We start from the raw sequence: 13597 nt of genomic DNA, 5'->3' as shown, positions 1-13597 counted from the left end.
TCCTATCGTCATTCCGCAGTGACGGCGCCGGCGACATGGCGCGCGGCGATGTAGCCGAAGGTCATCGCCGGACCGAGGTTGATGCCGCCGGAGGGGTAGTGGCCGCCCATGATGCTGGCCATGTCGGTGCCCGCCGCGTACAGCCCGTCGATGGGCGCGCCATTGCCGTCCAGCACCTGGGCGTGGGCGTTGGTCTTCAGGCCGGCGAAGGTGCCGAAGCAGCCCGGCTCGACCTTGACGGCGTAGAAGGGGGCGCTGGCGATCGGCGCGAGGCAGAGGTTCGGGCCGGTATGCAGGGGATCGCCCTGCTTGCGGTTGTAGGGGGTCGAGCCCTTGCCGAAGGCCGGGTCCTTGCCCTGGTAGGCCTGCAGGTTGTATTCCTCGACGGTCGCGGCCAGTCCGGCCGGGTCGATGCCGCAGGCTTCGGCCAGTTCCTCGAGGGTCTTGCCGCATTTCAGATAGCCCGAGCGCAGCGCGCCGGCCAGCGGCACCGGGAACGGGCGGGCGAAACCGAGCCCGTAGCGGCGCTGGAAACGATGGTCGCAGATCAGCCAGGAGGCCACCGGCTGGCCTTCCGGCGCGCTGGCCAGCATGGCCGCGACATAGTCGTAGTAGCCGTTGGCCTCGTTGACGAAGCGCTTGCCGTCGGACAGCACGCCGATCACGCCGGGCTTGGCGCGGTCGATGATGTGCGGGAAATGGCCGAAGTTGCCGTCCCAGTGCGGCACGCGGGACACCGGCGCCCAGGCCACCGGCGAGGCGAGGTCGGTGACCAGCCGGCCGCCGGCGGCCTCGCCCAAGCGGATGCCGTCGCCTTCGCAGGCGGCCGGCGGCAACGCCAGATGTTCGCGGCCGGTGGGCGTGCGCGGGAACAGCGCCTTGCGCAGGGCGACGTCGTTGGGAAAGCCGCCGGCGGCGAGCACCACGGCCCTGGCGTGGATGGCGACATCGCCGCGGGCGGTGGCCACCACCGCGCCCCGGACCTGGCCGTCCTTTTGGATCAGCTGCCTGGCCGGCGCCGACTCCCAGAGTTGCACGCCCAGGTTTTCGGCGGACTTGGCCAGGCGGGCGACCAGCGCCACGCCGTTGACCAGCTGCATGGCCCGGCCATGGAAGGCCAGGTCCCACAGGTGCTGGAGGAAACGCCTGCCGACGTGCAGGGTGGAGCGCAGCGAACGGGTCACGCTCAGGAACGCCGCCAGATCCGGGCCGGCCATGATCGGCATGCCCATGAAGGAGGTCTCGCGCATGGTCCTGCGCAGGCGGCGCAGCAGCGGGCCGACCTTGCGGCCGTTGTAGGGCGCGGCGATCACCTGGTGGCCGCCGGTGGCGGTGCCCGGGGTGTCGCCGTGGATGTCGGGAATGCCGTTGCCGTCGACGAACTGCAGCGCGGTGTGCTTCTCGAAGAAGGCGACCATGTTCGGGCCGTTGTCGAGGAAGGCGTCGACCAGCGCCGCGTCGTAGCGCTCGCCCAGCTCATGTCTGAGGTAGGTGCGCGGTTGCTCGGGGTCCTCGTGGATGCCGGCGCGCCTGGCCAGCGGGTTGCCGGGCACCCACATCCAGCCGCCGGACCAGGCGGTGGCGCCGCCGAAGACCGGCTCCTTTTCCACCACGATGACTTTCAGGCCGTGCCAGGCGGCGGTGACCGCGGCCGACAGGCCGGCGGCTCCGGAGCCTATGACAAGCAGATCGCATTCGACAGACGGGGACGTGGGCATTCGGGACTTCTCCTGGGGCCTGGCGCCGTGGGGGACCAGCCCGGCCGTGCATTTTTATGATTGTGGAACATGGTTCCAATAGTAATGCGGGGCGGCACTCACGCCAAGCCCGGATGCTGGCGCAGCGATATTCGACGGGGGCGAGCCAGCGGCATGGCCGCCGCTCGGCGGGAGTGCGGCCCGCCTGTCCGGCGGGCTGGGGGAGGAGGCTTCAGAATAGCGAGATCGGGTAATTGACGATGATGCGGTTTTCGTTCCAGCTGGTGTTGGTGCCCCAGTTGGCGCGCTTGGTGGAGTTGCGCAGCTTGACGGAGAGGTTTTTCAGCGAGCCGCTCTGGACGACGTAGGCCAGTTCGTTCTCGCGGCTCCAGGTCTCGCCGTTGGTCACGCCGTTCCGGTGCACGTTCCTGCCGTCGATGTAGCGGCTCATGAAGGTCATGCCGGGAATGCCGAGGCTGGCGAAGTCGTAGTCGTGGCGGATCTGCCAGGATTCTTCCTTGGGATTGTTGTAGGGGCCGGCATAGACGTCGTTGGGCAGGGGATCGGCGCTGGTGCCGTTGACCTGCAGCCAGCGGTCCTTGCCGGTGAGTTTCTGGTAGGCGAAGGTGAAGGTGTTGCTGCCGGTCTTGAGGGCGAAGCGGCCGAAGAAGGTCTTGTTGTCCAGGTCGCCGGCGAGGGCCTGGCCGTCCTCCTCGCCGTCGAAGAGGCCCAGCTTGGCGTTGAGCGATGTCTTGTCGCCCAGCGGCTGGGTATGGCGGATCTCGAAGTAGCGCTGTTTGTAGAGGTCCTCCAGTTGCGCGAACCAGGCGCTGAGCATGGTCCTGCCGTCGTTGAAGGTGTATTCGACGCCGCCGAAGTTGAAGCGGTCGGAGCTGCCGCCGCTGATGCCGTCGATGGTCATGTCCTGCATGCTGGCATCGTTGCGCGGACTGGTCTCGCGCATTTGTCCGGCATAGATCGTCACATTCTTGATTTCCTTGGAGGTGAGCATGCCGCCCTGGAAGGTCTGTGTCAGGCCGCGTCCGTCGTCCGAGCTCAGAATGGGCAGTACCGGGTTCCATTCGCCGACCTTGAGTTCGGTATCGGAATAACGTGCCTTGAAGGCGACGCCGAAGCGGCCGAAATCGTCGGCCGGGTCGCCGTCCTTGCCGACCGGCAGCAGCTGGGTGCCGCCGGTGCCCTTGCCGCCATCGAGCTTGACCGACCAGAGCCCGAGCAGGTCGATGCCGAAGCCGACCGGACCCTCGGTGAAGCCCGATTGCACGTTCAATATGAAACTCTGCGTCCACTCCTCGGCCTTGCCCCGGGTGGCCCCGTGGTCGTAATCGCGGTTCAGATAGTAGTTGCGCAGGTTCAGGGTGCCCTTGGCGTCCTCGAAGAAGGCGGCATGGAGCGGGCCGGACGAAAGGGATGCGGCGATCGCGAAGGGAAGCGCGATTCGGCAAGGCTTCACCAGCCGAACAGGGGGAACTCTCATTATTGTTGTTCCTGAAAAGGTGACTGCCGGGCATGCAGGCGCCCCTCCGCCATGGCGGACGTCTACACATTCGGGGGCTTCGGCGCTGTGGCTACTGCCGGGGCGGGCTGGGTCTGGACATGGGGGCGGGGCCTCGAACCTATTGTTGTTGTTATCGAAAGCGCCCCGGTCGTGCGCTGGGGCTGCTTGGGCTATCGGCCTTCAGGGCGGATCCTGACGGCGCTATGACAATGCTAGTAACAAAAGCTTTCAGCAGCCTTTCATGAGACTTGCAGGGCGTGTCCGCCGATTGGCGGCATGGGTTCGTGACCGTTGCCCGTTCGGTGGCTGGGCATGTTTTCCCCGCGGCGCTGCGCCGAGGCCTTGCGCCTTCCGCGCATTTTCGCGGAAGCAAAAAAAGACCCGCCGTGAAGGCGGGTCAAACTCTCGCAGAGGCAAAAGGTAACGATCAGAACAGTGATAGCGGGTACTGGACGATCAGGCGCTGCTCGTTGAACTGGTTGTTGCTGCCGTAGTCGCGGCGCATGGTGGTGTTGCGCCAGCGCAGGGTCAGGTTCTTCGCCGCGCCGCTCTGCACCACATAGGCCAGCTCGCTCTCGCGGCCCCATTCCTCGCCGTCGTCGACGGCGCCGACGTGGATGTTCTTGCCGCTGATGTAGCGGGTCATGAAGGTCAGCCCCGGCACGCCCTGGGCGGCGAAGTTGTAGTCGTAGCGCAGCTGCCAGGAGCGCTCGCGGGCGTTGTCGTAGCTGGAGTTGTAGCTGTCGTTGGCCAGGGTGCCGCCGCTGGTGCCGTTGACCCGCAGCCACTTGCTGTCGCCGCTGACCCGCTGCAGGCCGAGGTAGAAGGTGTGCGCGTTGTGCTTGAGGGAGAACAGCCCGGACAGCACCTTGTTGTCGAGATGGCCTTCCAGCGCGCTGCCGTCGTCCTCGCCGTCGAAGTAGCCGATGTTGGCGCCCAGGCTCCAGTCCTCGCCGAGCGGCTGGGTGTGCAGCACCTGGAAGTAGCGCTGCTTGTAGATGTCCTTCAGGCGCGCATACCACATGCCGACGGTGGTCCGCTTGTCGTTGAAGGTGTATTCCGCGCCGCCGAAGTCGAAGTCGTCGGACTTGCGGTCGCTGGTATAGGGGCTGGTGCCGAACAGCGTCATGTCCTCCATGCTGCCGTCGTCGCGCGGGCTGTTGCCGGTGATGTGGCCGGCATACAGGGTCAGGTTCCTGATGTCCTTCGAGGTGAGCATGGAGCCCTGGAAGGTCTGCGGCAGCGAGCGGCCGTCGTCGGAGCGGAGGATCGGCAGCACCAGGTACCACTCGCCGACGCGCAGCTCGGTTTCGGAGAATTTCATCTTGCCGGAGACGGCGATCCGACCGAATTTGTCGGCCGGGTCGCCGTCGCGGCCGAGCGGCAGCAGCTGGGTGCCGCCGGTGCCCTTGCCGCCGTCGAGCTTGACCGAGTACAGGCCGAGCACGTCGACGCCGAAACCGAGCGGGCCTTCGGTGTAGCCGGACTTGAGGTCGAGGATGAAGTTCTGGGTCCATTCCTCGGCCTTGCTGCGGGTGGCGTTGTTGCCCTTGAAGTCGCGGTTGATGAAGAAGTTGCGCAGGGTCAGGGTGCCCTTGGCGTCTTCGACGAAGCCTGCGGCGTTCGCGGCGAGGGGCAGGGCCAGGATTGCGCCGAGAGTCAGGCTTGCGCCACTGCGTGCCGTCGACAGCAGGTCGCGTGAAGTCATTATTGTTCTCCGTTGGTTTTCGTAAGGCATGAGCTGCTCCTCCGGCCGGACACGGGGTGGCAGAGGAGGTAAGGCGGTAGTCCCCGGCCGGCAGGATCTCGACTGTCGGCGGAAAGCGCGATCAGCGGGGACGGGCCGGGAGGCCGAGGTAGCAGGGGGGCGGTGAAGCGGAAAGGCGCGGCATCGGGAAATTCCTCTTGAAATTATTGTTGGAATCGTGAGGTCCTGGGGTGTTCCCAAGTGGAGGTCATGGTTGCCGTCCGATCCGGTGGGGGTCAATCGGGGGAGTGGGCTTTGGTGCGGTAATCGAACGAATAGTTAACCAGTTGGTACATTCGTGTTGCCCGCTTCGTAGTCTCGTCCAATAATTGATTCGGATTTCCCCCTTCGCCAGTCCGACCTGCCCGCCATGTGGCTCCGGCAGCCGCTGGCGGCCGACTGCTCCAGTGCGGAGGACTCATGCACCGTTCCATTGCCACCGTCTCGCTCAGCGGAACCCTGCCGGAAAAGCTCGAGGCGATCGCCGCCGCCGGCTTCGACGGCGTGGAGATCTTCGAGAACGACCTGCTCTACTACGGCGCCAGTCCGCGCGAAGTGCGCAAGCTGGCCGCCGACTTGGGCCTGGCCATCACCTTGTTCCAGCCGTTTCGCGACTTCGAGGGTTGCCGCCGCGACCGTCTGCAGCGCAACCTCGACCGCGCCGAGCGCAAGTTCGACCTGATGCAGGAGCTGGGCACCGACCTGGTGCTGGTGTGCAGCAACGTCGCCGGCGACTCCCTCGGCGACCGGCAGATCCTCGTCGACGACCTGCGCCTGCTCGCCGAGCGGGCCGGCGCGCGCAACCTGCGCATCGGCTATGAGGCGCTGGCCTGGGGTCGCCACGTCAACACCTGGCAACAGGTCTGGGAGATCGTCCGGGAGGCCGACCATCCCAGCCTGGGGATGATCCTCGACAGCTTCCACACCCTGTCGCTGAAGGGCGACCCGAACGCCATCGCCGAGGTGCCGGGGGAGAAGATCTTCTTCGTGCAGATGGCCGATGCGCCGCTCCTGGCCATGGACGTGCTGGAGTGGAGCCGGCATTTCCGCTGCTTCCCGGGGCAGGGCGAGTTCGACCTGCCGGGCTTTCTCGCGCCGATCCTCAAGAGCGGCTACCGCGGGCCGCTGTCGCTGGAGATCTTCAACGACGGCTTCCGCGCCGCGCCGACCCGCGGCAATGCGCTGGACGGCTATCGCTCGCTGCTCTACCTGGAGGAGAAGACCCGCCTGCTGCTGGAGCAGCAGGGTCAACCGGTGGAGCCCGGGGTGCTGTTCGCGCCGCCGCCGGCCAGCCGCTACGACGGCATCGAGTTCCTCGAGTTCGCCGTCGACGACACCCATGCCGCCCGGCTGAGCCACTGGCTGACCCAGCTCGGCTTCGCCGAGGCCGGCCGTCATCGCTCGAAGAACGTCAGCCTGCTGCGCCAGGGCGACATCAACCTGGTACTCAACGCCGAACCCTATTCCTTCGCCCACAGCTATTTCGAGGCCCATGGCCCGTCGCTGTGCGCCACCGCGCTGCGGGTGCGCGACGGCCATCAGGCGCTGGAGCGCGCCTGCGGCTTCGGCGGCCAGCCGTATCGCGGCCTGGTCGGCCCCAACGAGCGGGAGATTCCCGCGGTGCGCGCGCCGGACAGCAGCCTGATCTATCTGGTCGACCGCGATGCCGAGGGCCACAGCATCTACGAGACCGACTTCGAGCTGAAGGGCACTGCCGACGGCGGCGTGCTGCAGCGCATCGACCATGTGGCCATGGCCCTGCCGGCCGAGGCCATGGACTCCTGGGTGCTGTTCTACAAGAGCCTGTTCGACTTCGCGGCCGACGACGAGGTGGTGCTGCCCGACCCCTACGGGCTGGTCAAGAGCCGCGCCGTGCGCAGCCGCTGCGGCTCGGTGCGCCTGCCGCTGAACATCTCGGAGAACCGCAACACGGCGATCTCCCGTTCGCTGTCGACCTATCGCGGCTCCGGCGTGCACCACATCGCCTTCGTCTGCGACGACATCTTCGCCGCCGTCGAGCGGGCCAAGGAAGCCGGCGTTCCCCTGCTGGAAATCCCGCTGAACTACTACGACGATCTGGCCGCACGCTTCGATTTCGACGACGACTTCCTCAGCAAGCTGGCCTACTTCAACATCCTCTACGACCGCGATGCCCAGGGCGGCGAGCTGTTCCACGTCTACACGGAGCCGTTCGCCGAGCGCTTCTTCTTCGAGATCCTGCAGCGCAAGGACTACGCCGGTTACGGGGCGGCCAACGTCGCCGTGCGCCTGGCGGCCATGGCCCAGGCGCGCAGCGGGCACAGCAAGCCCAGGCTGTGAGGCGGTAAGGCCACGGCGCTTTCCCGCCGTGGCTTTTCTCCTGCGGTGCGGCCATGAATAATGGCGCCATCCTTCCCCCCTAAAGATGCGCTTTCCATGCCGGACACCAAGCCTGTCGCCGAGCCCGCCGTGCGTCCTCGCCAGCCGCGCAAGAACAACCCGGAAAAGACCCGCCAGGACATTCTCCTCGCGGCCATCCACGAGTTCGCCGAGCAGGGGCTGAGCGGTGCGCGGGTCGACGCCATCGCCGAGCGCACCAGCACCTCAAAACGGATGATCTACTACTACTTCGGCAGCAAGGAGCAGCTCTACCTGGCCGTGCTGGAGAAGCTCTACGGCGACATCCGCACCACCGAAGCCGCGCTTCGCCTCGACGAACTGGACCCGCAGGCGGCCATCCGCCGGCTGGTCGAGTTCACCTTCGACCACCACGACGCCAACGTCGACTTCATCCGGGTGGCGAGCATCGAGAACATCCACCATGGCGAGCATATTGCCCGGTCGCCGCTGATCCGTTCGCTGAGCAAGTCGATCGTCACCCAGATTGCCGCGATCCTCGCGCGCGGTGCCGATGTCGGGGCGTTCCGCGCCGGCATCGATCCACTCGACCTGCACCTGCTGATCAGCTCGTTCTGCTTCTTCCGGGTGTCCAACCGCTACACCTTCTCGACCATCCACCAGGTCGATCTCGGCGAACCGCAGGCCAAGGCACGGCACAGGGAGATGATCTGCGAGGCGGTGATTCGCTATATCCGGGCGTAGGGAGGGGGCTTCCAGTCCGTCGGAGGAAGTGGAGCGCGGCTGATAGGGCTGTCTGGCTGCGGGGCGGGGGGGCTTGGCCACTGCCGGGACAGTGGCCAATTCCGGCCGGATTCAGCCGAGGCTGGCGAAGTTCGCCATCATCCGTCCGGCATCGGCCTGGGCGCCGCTGAACAGCTCGAACGCCTTGACCGCCTGGAACACCGCCATGTTGCTGCCATCGAGGGTCAGGCAGCCGAGGGCGCGGGCGGTGCGCAGCAGCTCGGTTTCCAGCGGGAAGTAGATGATCTCCGCCACCCACAGGTCGGCATGCAGCAGCTCGGCCGGCAGCGGCATGCCGGGCAGCTTGGCCATCCCCACCGGCGTGGTGTTGACCAGACCCTGGGCCTCGGCCATGGCCGCGGGCAGGTCGCTGCCGGCGGCCGCGCGGCCGGCGCCGAAGCTGGCGTTGAGGTTGGCGGCCAGGTCGGCGGCGCGGCTCGGCTCCACATCGAAGACGGTCAGCTGGCGCACGCCGGCCTGCAGCAGGGCATGGGCCACCGCGGCTCCGGCGCCGCCGGCGCCTATCTGCACCACGCGCTCGCGCGCCACGCCCGGCAGGCCACGGCGGAAGCCCTCGGCAAAGCCCAGGCAGTCGGTGTTGTGGCCGATGCGCTTGCCGTCCTTGAACACCACGGTGTTGACCGCGCCGATGCCGCGGGCCTCCGCCGACAGCTCGTCGAGCAGCGGGATGACCGCCTGCTTGCAGGGGAAGGTGATGTTCAGGCCGGTGAAGCCCATGCGTTCGGCGGCGCTCAGCAGTTCCGGCAGGGCTTCGCTGCTCAGGCCGAGCTTGTCCAGATCGATCAGCCGGTACAGGCAACGGATGCCCTGGGAGTCGCCCTCGTGCTCGTGCATGGCCGGGGTGCGCGAGGCCTGGATGCCGGCGCCGATCAGGCCGGCGAGGATGCTGTTTGGTTTGGCGATCATGGGCTCAATCCTTCTTCAGAAGCTGACTGAAATGCTGCAGGGCCATGCGGTAGCCATGGCTGCCGAGGCCGCAGATCACACCGACGGCGATGTCCGACACGAAGGAGCGGTGGCGGAAGGGCTCGCGCTTGTGCACGTTGGACAGATGAACCTCGATGACCGGCAGTTCGCTGGCGAGCAGGGCGTCACGGATGGCGACCGAGGTGTGCGTCCAGGCGGCGGGATTGATCAGAATGCCGGCGCAGCGACCGCGGGCCAGGTGGATCCACTCGATCAGCTCGCCCTCATGGTTGGTCTGGCGGAATTCCACGGCCAGACCGCATTCCTCGGCGGTGCGTGCGCAGAAGTCGGCGATGTCGGCCAGGGTTTCCCGCCCGTAGGTGGCCGGCTCGCGTGTGCCGAGCAGGTTGAGATTGGGGCCGTTGAGCACGAGGACTGTGTGTGTCACACGATTCTCCATTGTTATTAGGTAATTGGAGGTGCACGGCTAAAATGTACCGTATGGTTAATTTGGTCAATCCACCGGGAGCCGCCCCAGGGAGCGTGGTGGTGGGGCGACTGCGGACGTGCCGGCCGGACAGGGCCTGCAACCCCCGACGGCAGGGGCTTCCCGTGGGTTGCGGAGTCCGCTGGCGGTGACGAACAAAGTGTGCGGTTATCGACCGGTAGGCCACTCGGGCCGGGGAGAACGCTAGGGCTGGCGGTGGGAAAGCCTCGCTGGCAAAGCTGGCAAAGAAAGATTGCGCTTCACCTGCCAGCCTGCTTCTGGTAAAAAGGCACCGCTCGCGGGCGTCGTATAATGGCATTACCTGAGCTTCCCAAGCTCATGACGAGGGTTCGATTCCCTTCGCCCGCTCCAGATTTCTCAAGGCCTCCAGTCTGATTCGCTGCAAAGTGTCGATCACTGGGGGCCGTTTGGGGGTCCGTTTGATAGCGCGAGTGCGTGAGTGCATCGAGTGCAAATGGAAGAGAGCGATCCCCCTAGAGACGATACTCGCCATATGCGCCATAGCATTTTTCAGTTCGGCATCGGAAAAAGATTAGAAAGGTTATCTGCCGATTAAAAACGCCTGAAAGCTACAGTCGACGCGGCCTGCAGCGATTCTGCAAAAGGTTAGAAACGGGTTAGGAACTTACCTTTTCATAAGGTTAGAAACTCGTTTCTCTGAGTCCTTATAAATCAATGACTTAGAGTGAAACTACCTTTCTTCTAACCATTTCTAACTCTCTCAAGGTCATGGCTGTAGCCCTAGTGCCATGCGGGTTTCAGCAGTGCAAAACTGCTTTTCTAACCGTCTAACCTTTTTCCGGCGCCGTCCTGAAAAATGGCTCTCAGCCTGCTCCTGTCGCTTTCTGCCTTGAGCGTCCAGCCCCTCACCGTGAAGGGATACGAAGGCTTTCCTCGCCACCAATGCCCCCCACACAGCGCCCAGCCTGCTTGCCCTGCGCTGCACCGAAGGTCTGAAGAAAAAGCGACTCCTTTAGCCCGCAGGTGCCGTGGGGGGACAACTGCGCGCGCGGGGTCCAATCCGCCAGGCTAGGGTCTGGCTCGGAGTTAGAGAAGGCATGCGGAAGCATGCTCCGCTGTCCCTCCGCTTATCGTGCAACTGCAACCATGCCACACGGTTTCGAGTCAACTCGGGGGAGGCTGATAACTGCCTCTCTCAATCCTCAGGAGGCCCAAATGGAAACCCTGACTAGTCTACTCGACGCCAAAGGTTGTCCCTTGGAGAAACAGAAGTTCACTTGGAGGGAGATGGCCGGCAAACCCATCAGCAAACTGGATGACGATGCGTTTACGCGTGTTCGCATCATTCTGATGAACGGCATCGAACTCGATGCCCTGCGTCTCAAGCACATCGGCGCGCGCTTCCATGGCGAACTGCGCCTGTCCTTGGCCGAGGTGCGCCGTGCTGAGCAGCACCAGGCCACCATGGTCAACTGGCTGCTTTCCGCCGATCATTCGCCGCTCGAGACCACGATCGCTTATGAACAAGTCGCCATCGAGGTGACTGCGGCGGTGGCACAATCCGAACCCGATGCCTACCAGGCCCAGACTTACCGGTTTGGCCTGCTGGAGGATTTCGATCACCTCTACCGCTATTCGGCTCTGCTCGACCGGCTGGAGGGCAAGGATGCAAACAACATTCTCCAAGGCTACACCGACATCATTCCCGGTAGGCCCACCACCTTTCACCACCGGGCGCCCGAAGATGATCTACGCGATGCTTACCAGCGCGATTCGGCGGCGCTGATCACCAAGATCCACGCGGCCATGATTACGGCGGCGGAATATCAGACTCACGACTACTACATGAATATCGGCCCTAGCTTCGCCGACCCGCTAGCACGCCAGCTTTATGCTGAAATTGCCTCGGTCGAAGAGCAGCATGTTACCCAGTACGGCTCGTTGCAGGACCCGAATGAAAGCTTCCTGGAAAAATGGCTGATCCATGAAGCCATGGAGGCCTATAACTACTACAGTTGCGTAGACCAGGAGACCAACCCGCGCATCAAGGCGATCTGGGAGCGCTTCCTCGACTACGAACTGGGCCACCTCAATCTGGTTTCCGAGTTATTCGAGCGGTACGAACGGCGCGACGCCGGAGAAATCCTCACCGGTCCGTTGCCCCAAATGGTCGAATTCAAGAGCCAGCGAAAGTTCGTGCGCCAGGTGCTCGCCGATGAGGTCGACCTGCGCGCCAAGGGCAACGAATATGTGGATCGTCGGAACGAGGGTGAAGCGAGCCCCGATTATCGCAACCAGCTTAATTCGGCGGGTGTCCCCGCCGAAACCGTCTCGGCCGGTTACCAATGGGCGCCGGGTACGGAACTTAACCTTAAAGCCTCCTGAGGAGAGCGGTCATGCAGAACGCTACCCAGATCGGACTCAACCACACTGGCGCACGGCTGTCGCCACTGGACAGCGAGCAACAGATCAAGGCCTCTCAGGAGGTACTACCGGATGTTCCAGGCAACGAGCAAAGGCTCGCGCTGGAACGTACCGAGCTGGCGTCCGAAGCCGAGACCATCGGTTCGGTGCCGCTGCCCGGCTCGACTAAGGGCATGCTCAAGACCGCGCTGAACACGCTGGTTGGAGTCAACCCGGAAGTATTGATCGACAAGCTTGGCGAGCGCCTGGCTTTTGAGCGGAGCGGTACCCGCCTCTATGAAGCTCTGATGGCAAAGGTGCAGGCCATTGAAGATGTGGATACGGAAGATATGCTCGAGACTTTGCAAAACTTCCATGATGAAGAGGCGGAGCATTTCAAGCTGCTTGAAGGGGCTCTGGAAAGGCTGGGAGCAGATCCGACGGCGATGACGCCTTGTGCCGATGTAGTGGGTGTGTCGGCTGCTGGCATACTTCAGGTGGTCAGTGACCCACGGACCAACCTGGCGCAATCGCTCAATGCCCTGCTGACCGCCGAGCTGACCGACAATGCCGGCTGGGAATTACTGATCCGGCTAGCCGAGACCAGCGGCCAGAATGAGATTGCCGACTCCTTCAACAAAGCCTTGGCACAGGAACAAATGCATCTGGAAACGGTGCGAAACTGGCTGGCTATGGAGGTCATGCGCCAGGTCTGATATCCGCTATGTCCAGGGTACTGGCCAAGGCGAACAGCCCCATCGCGCCTGCTTCCATATCTATCCGGCACGCGCCAACGGCAAATTGACCGTCCAGCGGCTGGAAGAACATGGAATAGCTGAAAGCTATCAAGCACACGGAGGCGAAGAAAGACTTCATCCTGTTGCCCGCCGCTGGATAGTCGAGCGCAGCCTCAGCTGGTTGATCGGACTCGGACGGCTAAGCCGAGACTACGAGGAGTTGGCAAGCGGACAAAGAAAAGCCGCCTCGAGGGCGGCTTGATCGGTAGGGGCAGGTGATCAGGCCAGGGCGGCCAGCTCGTAGGGCCTGAGGAAATCCTGAAAAAGACTTCCCGGTTCTGGTGAAATACGTCCGTCCCCTTGCCCGATTTTCCCGATGAAGCAGTTGTCCTTCGCCGACGCCGAGTACGCCGGCAAGCGCAAGCAGACCCGCCGCGAGCGCTTCCTGCTCGAAATGGACCAGGTGGTGCCGTGGTCTGGGCTGATCGCCCTGATCGAGCCTCACTACCCGAAGGGCGAAGGCGGTCGGCCCGCCTACCCGCTGGCAGCCATGCTGCGCGTGCACCTGATGCAGAACTGGTTCGGCTACAGCGATCCGGCGATGGAGGAAGCGCTGTACGAAACCACTCTCTTGCGCCAGTTCGCCGGCCTGGGTCTGGAGCGCATCCCGGACGAAACGACCATCCTCAACTTCCGCCGCCTGCTGGAGAAGCACGCACTGGCCGAAGGCATGCTGGAGGTGATCAACAGCTACCTGGGCGAGCGCGGACTGTCGCTGCGCCAAGGCACCATCGTCGACGCCACCCTGATCCATGCGCCGAGCTCGACGAAGAACAAGGACGGCAAGCGCGACCCGGAAATGCACTCGACGAAGAAGGGCAACCAGTACTACTTCGGCAGTGCGACCTGAAAGTCGCATGGGTTTCTGTTTCGCGGCCGCGTCCGACGAAACCGATTGTTCCACCAACCGTTCCCTAC

Annotated in this window: 10 protein-coding genes, 1 tRNA gene and 1 pseudogene; 6 read left to right on the top strand and 6 right to left on the bottom strand. The window is 64.2% G+C overall.

The features are described from left to right. Nucleotides 1–8 precede the first annotated feature (8 nt). The 3 genes from EV691_RS06355 to EV691_RS06345 form a co-directional block, all read right to left on the bottom strand. Entirely contained in the window at nt 9–1718 is a 1710-nt protein-coding gene (locus EV691_RS06355) for an FAD-dependent oxidoreductase (protein ID WP_131301222.1), read from the bottom strand. A 211-nt stretch (nt 1719–1929) separates the two neighbouring features. After that, a complete protein-coding gene (locus EV691_RS06350) occupies nt 1930–3195 on the bottom strand; it encodes an OprD family porin (protein WP_131301220.1) in 1266 nt (421 codons plus the stop codon). Nucleotides 3196–3643: 448 nt separating this feature from the next. Next, on the bottom strand, nt 3644–4924 hold the full coding sequence (locus EV691_RS06345; protein WP_131301218.1) for an OprD family porin: 1281 nt from the start codon (nt 4922–4924) through the stop codon (nt 3644–3646). A 459-nt stretch (nt 4925–5383) separates the two neighbouring features. Between EV691_RS06345 and quiC the strand changes: the two genes are divergently transcribed. After that, nucleotides 5384–7282, top strand: a complete 1899-nt coding sequence (gene quiC / locus EV691_RS06335; protein WP_131301216.1) for a 3-dehydroshikimate dehydratase QuiC — start codon at nt 5384–5386, stop codon at nt 7280–7282. A 96-nt stretch (nt 7283–7378) separates the two neighbouring features. Then, a complete protein-coding gene (locus EV691_RS06330; RefSeq protein WP_131301214.1) occupies nt 7379–8044 on the top strand; it encodes a TetR/AcrR family transcriptional regulator in 666 nt (221 codons plus the stop codon). A 111-nt stretch (nt 8045–8155) separates the two neighbouring features. Here the strand turns inward: EV691_RS06330 and EV691_RS06325 are convergent, their stop codons facing one another. Together EV691_RS06325 and aroQ are read right to left on the bottom strand one after the other, a co-directional pair. Continuing rightward, nucleotides 8156–9010 (bottom strand): shikimate dehydrogenase, encoded by an 855-nt coding sequence (locus EV691_RS06325; RefSeq protein WP_131301212.1) that lies wholly within the window; start codon nt 9008–9010, stop codon nt 8156–8158. 4 nt (nt 9011–9014) lie between these two features. Then, complete coding sequence (gene aroQ, locus EV691_RS06320; RefSeq protein WP_131301210.1) at nt 9015–9458, bottom strand: type II 3-dehydroquinate dehydratase; 444 nt, start codon at nt 9456–9458, stop codon at nt 9015–9017. A 337-nt stretch (nt 9459–9795) separates the two neighbouring features. On the opposite strand from aroQ, the gene EV691_RS06315 reads away from it, so the two are divergent. The 3 genes from EV691_RS06315 to EV691_RS06305 all read left to right on the top strand — a co-directional run bounded on the left by EV691_RS06315 (nt 9796) and on the right by EV691_RS06305 (nt 12598). After that, a tRNA-Gly gene (locus EV691_RS06315) sits at nt 9796–9869 on the top strand. 825 nt (nt 9870–10694) lie between these two features. Continuing rightward, nucleotides 10695–11864 carry a hypothetical protein gene (locus EV691_RS06310; protein WP_131301208.1) on the top strand — a complete coding sequence of 390 codons (1170 nt, stop codon included), beginning with the start codon at nt 10695–10697 and terminating at the stop codon, nt 11862–11864. A gap of 11 nt (nt 11865–11875) precedes the next feature. Then, entirely contained in the window at nt 11876–12598 is a 723-nt protein-coding gene (locus EV691_RS06305; protein WP_131301206.1) for a DUF892 family protein, read from the top strand. On the opposite strand, the gene EV691_RS23280 is transcribed toward EV691_RS06305, so the two are convergent. Next, a complete protein-coding gene (locus tag EV691_RS23280; protein WP_165496606.1) occupies nt 12582–12758 on the bottom strand; it encodes a hypothetical protein in 177 nt (58 codons plus the stop codon). The two genes, EV691_RS06305 and EV691_RS23280, sit on opposite strands and share 17 nt — an antisense overlap. Before the next feature lie 237 nt (nt 12759–12995). Between EV691_RS23280 and EV691_RS06300 the strand changes: the two are divergent. Then, nucleotides 12996–13517, top strand: a pseudogene (locus EV691_RS06300) (IS5 family transposase); the annotation flags it as partial. Nucleotides 13518–13597: the final 80 nt, after the last annotated feature.

This window comes from Azotobacter chroococcum (genome assembly GCF_004339665.1).
Taxonomy (GTDB): domain Bacteria; phylum Pseudomonadota; class Gammaproteobacteria; order Pseudomonadales; family Pseudomonadaceae; genus Azotobacter; species Azotobacter chroococcum.
This window is presented reverse-complemented; position numbering and strand designations above follow the sequence as displayed.

What these genes read in the sequence shown, in the direction of transcription:
- EV691_RS06355 (WP_131301222.1), bottom strand. Translation starts at nt 1,718, where the DNA reads ATGCCCACGTCCCCGTCTGTCGAATGCGATCTGCTTGTCATAGGCTCC.
- EV691_RS06350 (WP_131301220.1), bottom strand. Translation starts at nt 3,195, where the DNA reads ATGAGAGTTCCCCCTGTTCGGCTGGTGAAGCCTTGCCGAATCGCGCTT.
- EV691_RS06345 (WP_131301218.1), bottom strand. Translation starts at nt 4,924, where the DNA reads ATGACTTCACGCGACCTGCTGTCGACGGCACGCAGTGGCGCAAGCCTG.
- quiC (WP_131301216.1), top strand. Translation starts at nt 5,384, where the DNA reads ATGCACCGTTCCATTGCCACCGTCTCGCTCAGCGGAACCCTGCCGGAA.
- EV691_RS06330 (WP_131301214.1), top strand. Translation starts at nt 7,379, where the DNA reads ATGCCGGACACCAAGCCTGTCGCCGAGCCCGCCGTGCGTCCTCGCCAG.
- EV691_RS06325 (WP_131301212.1), bottom strand. Translation starts at nt 9,010, where the DNA reads ATGATCGCCAAACCAAACAGCATCCTCGCCGGCCTGATCGGCGCCGGC.
- EV691_RS06310 (WP_131301208.1), top strand. Translation starts at nt 10,695, where the DNA reads ATGGAAACCCTGACTAGTCTACTCGACGCCAAAGGTTGTCCCTTGGAG.
- EV691_RS06305 (WP_131301206.1), top strand. Translation starts at nt 11,876, where the DNA reads ATGCAGAACGCTACCCAGATCGGACTCAACCACACTGGCGCACGGCTG.
- EV691_RS23280 (WP_165496606.1), bottom strand. Translation starts at nt 12,758, where the DNA reads ATGAAGTCTTTCTTCGCCTCCGTGTGCTTGATAGCTTTCAGCTATTCC.